A 13,998-nucleotide genomic window follows, 5' to 3' on the forward strand; every position below is an offset into this window, starting at 1 on the left:
ATTGATAGATACTCTGTTATAGGACGCTTACCTTTGATATATCAAGCTTTGAGAAGAATATTAGAAAGGCCGATAAGTGAAATTATAGAGTTTAACATCAATGATTTAATGAATGATATAAAATAAATAATGTCTGTTACGGAAGGGGTACTTGATGATAAAGGATTGATTATATCGAAATGTGATTCATAGTATGAGCTAAATGACAAGCAAGAATTGAAAATTAAAAAGAGCCAGTAAATCATCTTAAATAGATTGAAGTAGGACAGGATAGTCCATTCGTTTAGGACTTCTTTTGTCATGCTATTTAAGTGATTTACAGGCTTATAAGAATTTATTTATGTTTTTGTTCAATTGCTAAATCAACCAAATGACGGGCTAACCATTCGTTTCTAACAAGTAGTGGACCATGGAAATAAGATCCAAAAGTATTTTTATAATGCATCCCTTCGGTTTTATCTTGATTATTGTTACCATACCCCGTAATAACTTTGCCGAGGGGTTCTAATGCATCGGTTAAGTAGGTGACACCATTATGGTTTTCAAATCCATAATAGGTTTGTTGGTTTATTTCATCATAGATTTCAATATCACCGATAAAGCGGCTATTGATTTGGCGCTCGGTATAATGTGGAAGCACACCAAGGCCTTTAATTTGTTCGCCATCGGCTGTCGTATAATACTGACCTAATAATTGGAATCCGCCACAAATTGCCAGTAACACCCCGTTTTGCTCGATGTAACGTTTAATTTCAGGAATAAGACGTTGACAATCTTTGGCGATGATTTTTTGTTCAAAATCTTGGCCGCCGCCAAAGAAGATAATATCAAAATCATCGGCATTAAACGGGTCTTCTAAGCTGACCATGGTTGTTTCAACCTGATAGCCTTTTTCACGTGCATAGTACTGAATCATGAGTAAATTCCCATTGTCACCATAGGTATTGAGTAAATTCCCATATAAATGACAGATTCTAATTGTATTGGTCATTTTTTTACGCTCCTTTGTTTGATTGAATATAACCTTTTTGAATAAAGGCTTCGCGTAAATCTAGCATGGCAGTATAAGTTGCTAAAATATGAACATATTCTGTCGGTGCAGCCTTTATCGCTTCGATAATTTGTTCATTGTTTTCCACTTGATTAATCAATTCAGGTTGAATGCCGGCGACCGTTAGACGCTTGGTCATTTCATCAGCTTTCATACCAGAAGTGACGACTTTTTCAATAGGGAAATCAACGATTTGTTCATAATGTCCGTCCCAAATCCAGCTGACGTCGGTACCATCGGCATAATTATTGTTTAAAATACTGATTAAAGTAAATGGATTTTGATCCAAACCAATCAAAGCTAAAACTTGGTTTAAACCAACTGGATTTTTGACTAAGTTTAATAAAACTTTTTTACCTTCAATGTTAATCATTTCTTGACGTCCGAATACGCGTTCAGCTTTCATGAAGCTTTCACGAATTTTTGCCGGTTCGACATCAAAGAATGAAGCGACGCTATAGGCAGCTAAAGCATTGTAAACATTATAAAGTCCAGCTACTGGAATTTCAAAATGGTGGCCGTCAATTCTGAAGCTAGAATGAGTTAAGGCCAATTCTTCAACTTCAGTGACTTGATAGGTTAATTCAGGACGTTTGAAATCGCAATGTTCGCAATAATATTTTCCTAAATTGGCATAAGTTAAAGAATGATATTTTAGAATATGATGACAGTGCGGACATAGGACGCCGTCGGTATTATAATGTGGTTCCACATCGTGATCTGCTTCGTGATTGAAGCCAAAATATTGACGTGGGTTAGGCAATTCAGTTGAATTGAATAAGGGAGAATCGCCGTTTGCAATGACGGTCGCGGTCGGTACTTCTTTGGCAGCATTGGTCATTAGTTCATAGATTGAATAAATTTCTCCATAGCGATCCATTTGGTCACGGAAAACATTGGTATGTAAGAACGCGATAGGATTTAGATGTTTCACCACGTGTTTTAAAGACCCTTCATCCACTTCTAAAACAGCAATCCCTTGCTCACCTTTTGGAATAGCAGGAGCTGCTAGAAAAGTACTGACAATCCCTTGTGCCATATTTGACCCAGTAGGGTTCGTAACAATGTGATTGAACTTTTCTTTTAAAGCTTGTACTGTTAAGGCTGTAGTTAATGTTTTACCATTGGTACCGGTAATAATGACGACTTGATAATTTTTCGCTAAATCAGATAAGATATTAGGGTCAACTGTTTGGGCTAATTTACCAGGCAAACTACTCCCACCATTGGTAAAATTGGTTAAAACCCAACGGCTGGATTTTCCGACTAAACGAGCAATACTACTTCTAAGACTCATTGAATGTGTCTCCTTTATTTGATATTTCATTTCTATATAATAGCAATACTTGACTAAATAATAAAGGTTTAAGAATTAATTTTAATAAAAAAGGGAATAGAAATTTGATAAGAAGGATAGAAATAGACCTTATGATATTACCTATCAATATATGAAACCATGAAAATATTATGATAAAACAGTAGTATCAATATCATTTAGTATCTCATTCGGTAATAAAATTCCTTTGTTACTCAATTAGAAATCGGTCTGAAATGTCTACACCCGACTCGGCTAATTCGCTAAAGAAATCCTCAACAAATTGCACCATTCGTTGATGGCGTTTGTTAGCTAGTTTTTGACCTTTATCGGTCATAATTAAATCCTTGAGTTTTAATAATTTTTCATCAAAATGAGCAATAGCGTTACGCTTTTTTTTACGATAATCAGCATAGTTATTTAATTCAACTTTTGCTAAAGCAGGATCATAAAAGGGAGCGTGTTTTACTTGACCGTTATATTGGAAGGTACGCGCTATCCCAATAGCTCCCATCGCGTCCAATAAATCAGCATCGCTGACAATCATGGCTTCTCGAGTACGGTCAACTTGATGGAATCCACCTTTGAAACCAATCGATTGAATATCTTTGATTAAACGTGGATAAAGCGACGACTCAATGTGATGGTCAGCTAAAATATTTTTTAACTGTTGTAATGCGTCATCAGGATTGAGTTTATCATCCAACTCTTCATGGAGTAGAGCGAGTAATTTAATGTAGTCACGATCATCTTGCGGTTGCGCCAGATTTAAAGCTAAATAAGTGACACGGTAAATATGAAACCAATCATGTCCACTAGCTTCATTTTGATACTTGGTTTTAATATATTGTTCAATTTGTTCAATGTTATTAATCATCATAAGGCTCCCTGTCATATATAGTTAAAAATTTTTATGTCTGAAAAGAAAATCGTTGAACCTCAATCATAATGATATCAAGGTGTTATGGTGTCATAATTCTGTGTAATAGCTCCTAGAAAGAATGATGAACTAACAAATACGTTTGCTCTTTGTGGCTTGATTACTTTAAAGATAATGATTTTTTGCCATACTCGCAAACATCGACACATTTTATCAGCTAATGATTATTATTATATCGTTTTTTTGATACAATGAATACAACTAGATGAACTGGAGTGTGATGAACGATGGTATCGAGTGTGTGGTCCGCGTTCTTTAGCAAGTTGATTGAAAGAAAAACATTGGCTTAAGGTCAAAAGAAGCCTGTTTCCGGTATAAAAGTAGGGATTGAATTAATAAGAACGCAATGATAATCAGCGGTTTTAATTAAATTTTAGGTGTTTATTTTACAATCGAAATGTTAATATGGACTATCTGAGAATAGTAGAGAGAAGAGGGATTAGGATGAAACTGTTATTAGCAGAAGATGAAAAGGATCTTGCTAGAGGATTGAAAGCAATTCTGGAACATAATAAATATATAGTGGATGTGGTTCATAATGGTGAAGATGCTTTATACTATGCTCAAACTGAACATTATGATTGTCTTATTTTGGACGTGATGATGCCGAAAAAAACTGGATTTGAAGTGCTTTTTCAATTAAGAAGAGAAGGCAATCAAACACCTATTTTACTATTAACAGCCAAAAATCAATTAGAAGATAAAGTAACCGGACTCGATTTAGGAGCAGATGATTACTTGACTAAACCTTTTGATACACCTGAGTTACTAGCACGAATACGTTCGATTTTACGTCGCCCCAATAATTTTGTTTCCGAGATTTTAACAGTTGGCGATTGTATCTTAGATCGCAGCAATTATCAACTCCAAGCCAATGGCAAACAAGTCACTTTAAATAACAAAGAATTCCAATTAATTGAGATGTTCTTTTTAAATAATAATCAAGTCCTATCCAAAGAATTAATCATGGATCGTATTTGGGGGCTAGAATCTGAAGCCGAAATCAATGTCGTGTGGGTTAATATTTCTTCATTACGTAAAAAATTACAACAATTAAATTCAAAAGTAAAAATATCCGCACAGCGAGGCTTAGGCTATACTTTAGAAGTGGAAGAATAATTGAGCGAAGAAAAGAAAAAGGTAGAGTGGGCAAGAAGTAGAAAATCTCATGATGGTCACTTTGTTTATTACCTCGCAGATTATAAAATTGGGCTAAAGATTATCTCGATTCATAACGAAACGATACAATGACGATAAATACTCTGGAATAAAATAAGATAGTAGGGAGTTTGAATGCGAATGAAGGTGAAGCGAATTGATTAATGAGATGAAACGCCGCTTTATGATTGTGTCAATGGGATCTTTTACAATTGTAATGCTCATTTTATTTTTAGTCTTAAATGGTTTCAATTATGCGCAAGTCATTAGTCGTCAAGAACAACAGACACTCGACTTTGTTGAAATGCAATTGGGTATCAATCAACGTGAGGTTACCTTAAATAATGGCGCAACCGTTCTTATCGAGCCGACGCCCAAAATTCGTAATAACACCTTTAATTTTGAAAACTTCTTTGGTTTAAATAAAGAGGAACGTGAAACCCGCGATATGATTGACTTTTTCTATGTTGTATTTGATAGTGAAGGGAAAATCAAACAAACAACCATTGGTATCGGGGAGAATATAACTGAAGCCGCTGCTCAAGAAGCTGCCACCGAGATCTATGGACAAGAGCTTACTCATGGCTGGTCGGGCTATTATCGCTTTATGAAGAAAGTATTGTTAGATGGGCGAACGCTTGTCATGTATGTTGATTCATTTGCTGAGATTGAAATGATTGTGCGTTTTTTAAGTTTATCGGCAGGGGTTTTCGCCATATTGTTAATTGTCGTATATTTATTATTGGCTTATTTCTCTAAAAAAGCCATCATGCCATTAGTAAAAAATATTGAACGTCAAAAAGAATTTATTAGTAATGCTAGTCACGAAATCAAGACACCTTTGGCGGTATTATCGACGAATAATGATGTGATGGAAATGATTGGGAATAAAAATGAATGGACCGAAAGTAATCGTAATCAAATTAAACGCTTGAATATGTTGATTGAGCAAATGTTGCTCTTAGCTCGTTTTGATGAAGGGAAAAATACCATTGAGTTGACTAAGGTTAACTTGACGGATTTAATAAAAAATGAAATGAATGAGTTGAGTACTTTAATTAAAGAGAATGACAAAACGATTTTGATGGAATTACCGGATAATTTAGTCGAAATAACGGACGCAGCGAGTGTGCGTCAATTAACCACTATTTTATTAGAAAATGCGGTCAAATATCATGTAGGAAGCAAACCGATTATCATTAAATGGCAACCAGGAAAACGCGAATTATGGTTTGAAAATGAATGTGACCCGATGACCGAAGAAGAACGTAAACAATTGTTTGAAAGATTTTATCGGCGTGATACAGCTCGCAACCGAGAACAAGGTGGTAGCGGAATGGGCTTATCGATCGCAGCAGCAGTCGCAAAATCAGCTGGGCTAAAACTGACAACCGAATTAATCAGCTCATCACGAATTGCATTTAAAATAGGTTTTAATGGTCACAGTAAAGATAATTGGCAAATTAAACGACGCTGGTTTAAAAAATAATCAACACCGAGAGGCTAGGAAAAACAATCGTTTTTTCTTGGTCTCTTATTTTATTTAATCGGATATATGAGCAGTTTTATAAAGATGATTTTGATCATTATATTAGAGAAAAGTAATGCGTAGGTAATTGTAATAAGAAGCTTGAATTGTTAAAAGATATGAGATTAGTTCGTGTCCTTTGCCATATAAACAGAAGATTAGATTGATAAAGGTTGTAATTTTAGTATTTAGACAGTGGTATAGTTTATAATTAAGGAAACACTTAGCTATTTCATTATGAAAAAATATATTAATAATCAATATTGATAGTAATGATTAAAGGTTTTAATTGAGGAACAATCATTGTTGAGTGGTATAACGGTTTCCCTATTATTAAAGTCCATCATATTAAGATAATAAGAATGTTGTGACTGTTATTTAAACCCTCAAAAAATGAATAGGCAGTGGACATGAAGCAGAGAATTAGCTGATTTCCGTTTCGAGTGTATCGTCACGCACGTTGAACTGTATCAAACGACTCTTAACAAAATAGTTTGATGGCATTTAACGATTGCCCTAATAATTAATCAGCGCTAAGTTGGCTGAATTGTTAAGTTTATGCGTAGACTCATTTGAAAAGATAATCAAATGGCAGACATTTAAAGTAATTTGGAGGTGAAAATAATGAGATTATGGCACGAAAAGATAATACCACTGCTTCCAAGGAATCAATTACTCGGCCAACATCGAGAATGCTGCGCTTTAAGAGGCAATGGATGGGGGAAGAAACATGAGACGGTTGATTATGTTTTCTTATATACACCTTACCACTTGTACCAATATCATTTATTAGTAATGAATGAAATGGAGCAAAGAGGTTACAATGTATCTCAAGAATGGAAAGATAAAGATTATAGAGGAAAAAATGCAAAAGAGTACGAGAATTTAAAAGAGGAATCAATTGATAATCCAATTTATAAAGAACATAATGACTCCTATTTATCGGAGTGTTTGAAAAATTTAGAATCAAAAGGAATACAACTCTTGTAAATAACTGAAGTATTTCATAAAACGCCAACCATTATTTATACACTATAAGAAAATCAAAAGGACGTTTTTCCATATAAAATTGACACATACGGAAGTGAAAGCCAACATTTTTGATAATACTGATGAAGTTTATCAAGAGAGATACTGAAGTAGAAAATTAGAATTTTTCCACTTAGTCTGTCTACCCCTGCCTTGTTGAGTAGGTACCACAGAAATCTTTAAATCGCAGTGTGGTAGTACTCCATTACGGTGGTAACAATTATCAAACACGGGGCTGATTTAATTTATCATTTTTATGCTGAGCCACTATACAATATTTTTAACAAGGAGATGTAATATGAAAAATTTAAGTACACGAACAAAAGCATGGATTAACTTAATGGCCTTTTTAATAAGTATAGGTGTCAATACCTTAGGTGCCTTAGGCCAATTCAATGGTATGAGCCAAAAAGCAGTTTCTGATAAGTACCATACACTGATCACACCGGCGCCCATTACTTTTTCAATTTGGAGTGTCATCTATCTATTGCTTTTAATCACTCTGATTGTGATGATTATAAAAGCGAAAGACAAAGCATATAAAAAAATGATAGATATTTTATCTCCAATTTTTCTTATAAGTTGTATCTTTAATATGTTGTGGATTGTAAGTTTTTCTTACGAAAAAATAGGCATTTCAACCCTATTAATATTCGGGTTACTTTTTAGTTTGACAACCATTAACAAAAAATTACTTCAACATAAAAGAGACATACCTTATCAACTAGCCAGCATCACTTTTGGCCTTTATGCGGGTTGGGTAACGATTGCTACAGTTGTCAATATTGCTAGCTACTTAGTCAGCATCAATTGGAATGGTTTAGGGATAGAACCAATCATTTGGGCACCGATGACCTTGATTATTTGTTTAATCATTGTTACTGCCATAAAGATGAATTTAAAAAATTCGCTGTATTCTTTACCAGTAGCATGGGCATACTTTGGAATATTAATGGAAATCGACCGATTAGCAGACTCACTAAATTATGGACCTTATATGAAACCCGTTATTATGGTGGGTATCTTCTTTTTATTGTATCTTTCAATTAAACAGTTTAAACAAAATAATTATGATGCAATTTAGTTAGGAGCACAAACAGTGATAAAACAGCCATCTTATGATACTTCAGTTTTATTATCGGAACTACTAGACAAATAAAAGACATTATCTGATAAAGATTCCTTGAGATTTTAATGAGAGGAATCTTTTTTTGGTGGAAAAATCGCTAGCATGTCATAACAGTTTAATCTAGTGAAATATGTGGAATGTATCCGATAAGCTAAAGCCTTTAATCAAAAAAATTACAACCAATTTTGGAATAAGAAATTTAGAAAGTTTAACCATAACTATTGGAATTACTTTAAAAGTCACTGCTTGACGAGTGTCGTTTCCCCTTTGTCATAAGGTTAAATTTTTCTCTCAAAAATATACTAGAAGTAATACCATAGGTATAGATCTAAAAAGTATTGTTTTGAGGAACAATTTAAAGTATAGTCAGATGATTCTGGTAGAGCCTTCGTAAGCACGAAGGAGATTGTACATTGAATTTAACCTAAAAGTAAGGTATTCTAAAGAAAATGAAAGAGGAGTGAAATCACGTGTCAAAAAATAAAAACTTTAAGAAAAATCAAGAGGTAGTAGGACTCGTTGAAGATTTAACTTCAGAAGGCTTAGGCGTGATTCGTGTGGATGGATTTCCATTATTCGTGGAAGGCGCGATTCCAGGTGAAATAGTACATGCTAAAATCATGAAAGCGACCAAAAACTTCGGTTTCGCTCGCTTAGTTGAAATAGAAAATCCGGCTTATGATCGTCGAGAAATTATCGATCCTATCGGTCGTCAAATCGGGACGATGACCTTGCAACATATGAGTTATGATTTACAACTCGCCTTTAAGCAAGAAACAGTCCGAAATGCCTTTCGTAAATTAGGCGGCTTTAAAAATATTGACGTGCGCATGACTTTAGGGATGAGTCATCCATGGGAATATCGTAATAAAGCGCAAATTCCGACTCGAATGGTGAATGGACAGTTAGAGACGGGTTTTTTTAGAAAAAATTCGCATGATTTAATCCCAGTAGAAAACTTTTATATTCAGCATCATGAGATTGACCGTGCGATCGTGGTAGTAAAAAATGTTTTACGTCAATTTAAAGTTGAAGCTTATAATGAAGAAAATCATTCAGGAATGATGCGTCATATCATTATTAAACGCGGACATTATACGGGTGAAATGATGGTGATTCTGGTCATCAATCAAAAGAGTATGCCAGAAGCAGAAGCGATTGCCAAAGAGATTATGGTACAATTACCCGAAGTTGTTTCGGTGATATTGAATGTCCAAGATAAAAAGACCAATGTCATTATGGGACCAGAATCCCGCGTATTGGCTGGTGAAGGTGAGTATCGCGATCAAATGTTAGGCAAGCAATTCTTTATTTCGGCGCATTCATTCTATCAAGTGAATACCCCACAAGCAGAAGTGCTTTACCAAGAAGCGATTAAAGCAGCAGCAATTAAAGACACTGACACCGTATTAGATGCTTATTGTGGTATTGGGACGATTTCCTTAGCCCTAGCTGATCACGCTAAACAAGTATATGCTATGGAGATTGTTCCACAAGCGATTGAAATGGCTAAGAAAAATGCAGAGTATAATTATGTCGACAATGTGATTTTTGAAGTCGGAAAAGCTGAAGAAGTTCTACCAAAATGGAACCAAGAAGGCGTTCAATTTGATGTCGTGGTCGTCGACCCACCACGTAAGGGATTAGACCCTGAATTTGTCAAAAGTGTCATTGAACAAGCACCAGAACGCATCGCTTATGTCAGCTGCAACCCAGCAACATGTGCCAGAGATTGCCGATTATTTGCGGATGCCGGCTATCGATTGGAATATGTGCAGCCAGTTGATTTATTCCCACAGACCGTGCATGTGGAGACTATTGTGTTGATACAACGAGCAGATACGTAGAAATCCTTTATTTCAAGCACTTTTACAAGCATATTGTCTTTACTGGTGAAGGTGATAAAATCAGAAATAAAGAGATAAAAGACTACATCAATGTTTCTGTAGTGATTGATATAGAGTGTGGAGATACAAGAAAATAGACAAACTACGTTTATAAAAAACTTGTTTAAATATAGGAGGGTTTATATGAAACCGATTAGTTTGGCAGAACAATTAATGTTTAATACTGTAAGAATAGAGGCTCATGACGGTTCTTCTGGAACAGGATTCTTTTTTAACTTTAAGCAAGGTGAGCTTACCGTTCCTATTCTTGTTACCAACAAACATGTTGTAAACTATAATAGAATGGAAACTGTTAAGTTTCTTCTACATTTAAGAGAAGAAGATGGTGAAACCAAAGAAAACTATGCACTCACATTGCAGACAGAATGGATTTTTCATTCTGAAAAGGATTTGTGTTTTACATTTATAAATCCAATATTTGAGGAAGTAAAAAAGAGAACAGGAAAACAAGTATTCTATATAGCTAATGAGGAAAGCTTGATTCCTAGTCAAGAGAAATTAATGGAATTAAGTGCTCTAGAAGAAATTGTAATGATTGGATATCCAATTGGATTATGGGATAGTAAGCACAATTATCCTATTTTTAGAAAAGGTTATACTGCTTCACACCCTGCATATGATTTTAATGAAAAAGGGATAGCATTAGCAGACATTTCTGCATTTCCAGGGTCTTCTGGGTCACCGATTTATATTTTAAATGAAAGTAGTTACTCTGATAAAAAAGGTAATACGTATTTTGGGAATAGCAGATTGATTTTTTTAGGTATTCTTTATGCGGGTCCAACAATGAATGCAAACGGCGAGGTATCAGTCATTGATATACCTACACAACAAAAAGTAGTTAGCAGAACATCTGTAATGACTAATTTAGGCTACTATGTTAAATCTGTAGAATTACTTGAATTTAAAACCATAATTCAAGAAATGATAAATCAGCAAAATAATAATTGAGATTAATTATTATTCAAAACAAATAAATATAAATATACTTAGACGTTCTGATTAAAGGGAACGTCTATTTTTTTACCCAATTTGAAAGGAAGTGAACTTATGAAAACAGAAAATCAAGAAACTAAAGGTCGCTCCCCTCCCTTTATACCATCAAACAAATAAAATTCATTCAACTATAAAAAAGAAAGGATAGGTAAAAATATGGAACTTAAATTTGTGATTCCCAACATGGAAAAAACATTTGGCAATTTAGAATTTGCTGGCGAGGATAAAGTCGAACAGCGAAGAATCAACGGACAACTAACCGTTTTATCTCGAAGCTACAACCTTTATTCTGATGTTCAAAGAGCAGATGATATTGTGGTGGTTCTTCCTGCTGAAGCTGGCGAAAAACATTTCGGCTTTGAGGAACGTGTGAAGTTAGTCAATCCACGTATTACCGCAGAGGGCTATAAAATTGGTACTCGTGGTTTTACCAATTACCTTTTACATGCGGACGATATGATAAAAGAATAAAGAAAGAGAGGAAAAATGATGAGATTACCTAATGGCATTGTATTAGATAAAGACGCCACATTTGGAGAATTGAAATTTTCAGCACTCCGTCGTGAAGTACGAATACAAAATGATGACGGTACGGTTTCAGATGAAATCAAAGAGCGTACCTATGACCTTAAATCAAAGGGGCAAGGTCGCATGATTCAAGTGAGTATTCCTGCCAGTGTTCCACTGAAAGAGTTTGACTATAACGCAAAAGTGGAAATCATCAATCCAGTTGCAGATACCGTCGCCACTGCTACCTTCCGAGGGGCAGATGTTGACTGGTATATCAAGGCAGACGATATTGTATTGACGAAAGATACCAGTACCTTTAAAAATCAGCCACAACCTAAAAAAGAACCAGCCACGGATAAATAATTATGCTACTTCCATTAGAGAGAAAGGAGGAAATCCCGCATGAAACAGTTTGGTATTCGTGGTAAAAGAATTCGCCCAAGTGACAAAGATTTAGTCTTTCATTTTACAATAGCGTCCTTACTGCCAATTTTCCTGCTGGTTATCGGACTGTTTCATGTGCAGACAATCCAGCAGATTAACTGGCAGGACTTTACACTATCGCAAGTAGATAAGATTGACACTTCCTATTTAATGATGAGTTTATGTGTCGCAATTCTTCTCTGCTTGCTGGTGGCTTTTGTATTCAGAAGATATAGATATGATACAGTAAAACAGCTCTACCACCGTCAAAAGCTGGCGAAGATGGTACTTGAAAACAAATGGTATGAATCGGAACAGGTTAAAACAGATGGTTTCTTCAAAGATTCGTCCAGTCGTACTAAGGAAAAGATAACCTACTTTCCCAAAATATTTTATCGTCTTAAAAATGGCTTGATACAGATACGAGTGGAAATCACGCTGGGGAAATATCAAGACCAGCTCTTACACCTAGAAAAGAAATTAGAAAGTGGCTTGTACTGTGAGCTGACGGATAAAGAGTTAAAGGATTCTTACGTGGAATATACCTTGCTTTACGACACTATCGCTAGTCGGATTTCTATTGATGAAGTACAAGCTACAGATGGAAAATTACGACTGATGGAAAATGTATGGTGGGAATATGACAAGCTCCCTCATATGCTGATTGCTGGGGGTACAGGTGGCGGTAAGACCTACTTTATTTTAACACTGATTGAAGCATTGCTTTATACAGATTCAAATCTGTATATTCTTGACCCAAAGAATGCTGACCTTGCAGATTTAGGCTCTGTGTTAGAAAATGTTTACTACAAAAAAGAGGATATGCTTTCCTGCATTGATAATTTCTATGAAGAAATGATGAAACGCAGTGAGGATATGAAGCAAATGGAAAATTATAAAACGGGAGAAAATTATGCCTATTTAGGACTTCCAGCCAATTTTCTTATTTTTGATGAATACGTGGCTTTCATGGAAATGCTGGGAACAAAAGAAAATACCGCAGTCTTAAATAAATTGAAACAAATTGTTATGTTAGGTCGCCAAGCTGGATTCTTTTTAATACTGGCTTGTCAACGCCCAGACGCAAAATATTTAGGTGACGGAATCCGTGACCAGTTTAATTTCAGAGTAGCACTTGGAAGAATGTCTGAAATGGGTTATGGCATGATGTTTGGTAGTGACGTACAAAAAGAGTTCTTCTTAAAGCAAATCAAAGGACGTGGCTATGTAGATGTGGGAACAAGTGTCATATCAGAGTTTTACACGCCCTTAGTACCAAAAGGTCATGACTTTTTAGAGGAAATAAAGAATTTATCTAACAGCAGACAGTCCACGCAGGCGACGTGCGAAGCGTAAGTCGCAGGTGTGGACTGATCTTGCTGGCTGGTGTGGCGATAGCCACGGCAGCACTTAACCCCCCGTATCTAACAGGGGGGTACAAATCGACAAGAAACATACAAAAAAATAGCAGAAAACCCTTTGGTTACAAGGGATTTAGAAAATTTGGGCGTATGTCAAATGAGCTTCAATAGTTGACATACGCTTTTTTGATTGGAGGGATTAAGCTGAATGAAAACACTTGGGTACAGGAATTAAAAGAAAAACGTATTACTTATGGGCTTTCACAAAATCGTATGGCAATTGCGACAGGCATTACAAGACAATATCTTAGTGACATTGAAACAGGCAAAGTCAAGCCATCAGATGAATTACAAGAATCCCTTTGGGAAACACTGGAACGCTTCAATCCAGACGCTCCCTTGGAAATGCTCTTTGATTATGTGAGGATTCGATTTCCTACAACAGATGTCAAACACGTAATTGAGGATATTTTGAGGTTGAAAATTTCTTATATGCTTCATGAGGATTATGGTTTCTACTCTTATACAGAACATTATGTTTTAGGTGATATATTCATTCTATGCTCCCATGAGATAGATAAAGGAGTACTGGTTGAATTAAAAGGTCGTGGTTGTCGTCTGTATATGTTAACTTAAAAGTGAGCCACTATA

Annotated in this window: 13 protein-coding genes and 1 pseudogene; 11 read left to right on the forward strand and 3 right to left on the reverse strand. The window is 35.4% G+C overall.

The annotated features are described in order from the left end of the window. Positions 1-334 precede the first annotated feature (334 nt). From HMPREF2811_RS03490 to HMPREF2811_RS03500, 3 genes are all read right to left on the reverse strand, one after another. Positions 335-991: a type 1 glutamine amidotransferase gene (locus HMPREF2811_RS03490; RefSeq protein ID WP_071408128.1), complete on the reverse strand. Its 657-nt coding sequence runs from the start codon at positions 989-991 to the stop codon at positions 335-337. A gap of 4 nt (positions 992-995) precedes the next feature. Next, positions 996-2,348 (reverse strand): Mur ligase family protein, encoded by a 1,353-nt coding sequence (locus HMPREF2811_RS03495; protein WP_071408129.1) that lies wholly within the window; start codon positions 2,346-2,348, stop codon positions 996-998. A 229-nt stretch (positions 2,349-2,577) separates the two neighbouring features. Next, positions 2,578-3,243, reverse strand: a complete 666-nt coding sequence (locus HMPREF2811_RS03500) for an HD domain-containing protein (protein ID WP_084801909.1) — start codon at positions 3,241-3,243, stop codon at positions 2,578-2,580. Between the two features lie 507 nt (positions 3,244-3,750). On the opposite strand from HMPREF2811_RS03500, the gene HMPREF2811_RS03505 reads away from it, so the two are divergent. From HMPREF2811_RS03505 to HMPREF2811_RS03555, 11 genes and pseudogenes are all read left to right on the forward strand, one after another. Then, entirely contained in the window at positions 3,751-4,425 is a 675-nt protein-coding gene (locus tag HMPREF2811_RS03505) for a response regulator transcription factor (protein ID WP_071408131.1), read from the forward strand. 196 nt (positions 4,426-4,621) lie between these two features. After that, positions 4,622-5,953, forward strand: coding sequence for a sensor histidine kinase (locus HMPREF2811_RS03510; RefSeq protein ID WP_071408132.1), 1,332 nt, complete (start codon positions 4,622-4,624; stop codon positions 5,951-5,953). 663 nt (positions 5,954-6,616) lie between these two features. Beyond that, positions 6,617-6,982 (forward strand): TIGR02328 family protein, encoded by a 366-nt coding sequence (locus tag HMPREF2811_RS03515; protein WP_071408133.1) that lies wholly within the window; start codon positions 6,617-6,619, stop codon positions 6,980-6,982. A gap of 337 nt (positions 6,983-7,319) precedes the next feature. Further along, on the forward strand, positions 7,320-8,105 hold the full coding sequence (locus tag HMPREF2811_RS03520) for a tryptophan-rich sensory protein (RefSeq protein ID WP_071408134.1): 786 nt from the start codon (positions 7,320-7,322) through the stop codon (positions 8,103-8,105). 515 nt (positions 8,106-8,620) lie between these two features. Beyond that, complete coding sequence (rlmD, locus tag HMPREF2811_RS03525; protein ID WP_071408135.1) at positions 8,621-9,997, forward strand: 23S rRNA (uracil(1939)-C(5))-methyltransferase RlmD; 1,377 nt, start codon at positions 8,621-8,623, stop codon at positions 9,995-9,997. Between the two features lie 183 nt (positions 9,998-10,180). Further along, positions 10,181-11,008, forward strand: a complete 828-nt coding sequence (locus HMPREF2811_RS03530) for a serine protease family protein (RefSeq protein ID WP_071408136.1) — start codon at positions 10,181-10,183, stop codon at positions 11,006-11,008. A gap of 201 nt (positions 11,009-11,209) precedes the next feature. Continuing rightward, positions 11,210-11,524 (forward strand): YdcP family protein, encoded by a 315-nt coding sequence (locus HMPREF2811_RS03535; protein ID WP_071408137.1) that lies wholly within the window; start codon positions 11,210-11,212, stop codon positions 11,522-11,524. A 15-nt stretch (positions 11,525-11,539) separates the two neighbouring features. Further along, positions 11,540-11,926 (forward strand): YdcP family protein, encoded by a 387-nt coding sequence (locus tag HMPREF2811_RS03540; protein ID WP_071408138.1) that lies wholly within the window; start codon positions 11,540-11,542, stop codon positions 11,924-11,926. Between the two features lie 39 nt (positions 11,927-11,965). Beyond that, positions 11,966-13,342 carry an FtsK/SpoIIIE domain-containing protein gene (locus tag HMPREF2811_RS03545; protein ID WP_071408139.1) on the forward strand — a complete coding sequence of 459 codons (1,377 nt, stop codon included), beginning with the start codon at positions 11,966-11,968 and terminating at the stop codon, positions 13,340-13,342. A 20-nt stretch (positions 13,343-13,362) separates the two neighbouring features. Continuing rightward, positions 13,363-13,518 carry a conjugal transfer protein gene (locus HMPREF2811_RS03550; protein WP_071408140.1) on the forward strand — a complete coding sequence of 52 codons (156 nt, stop codon included), beginning with the start codon at positions 13,363-13,365 and terminating at the stop codon, positions 13,516-13,518. Positions 13,519-13,536: 18 nt separating this feature from the next. Next, positions 13,537-13,971, forward strand: a pseudogene (locus HMPREF2811_RS03555) (helix-turn-helix domain-containing protein); the annotation flags it as partial. Positions 13,972-13,998 lie beyond the last annotated feature (27 nt).

The organism is Globicatella sp. HMSC072A10, from assembly GCF_001811625.1.
Lineage (GTDB): Bacteria > Bacillota > Bacilli > Lactobacillales > Aerococcaceae > Globicatella > Globicatella sanguinis.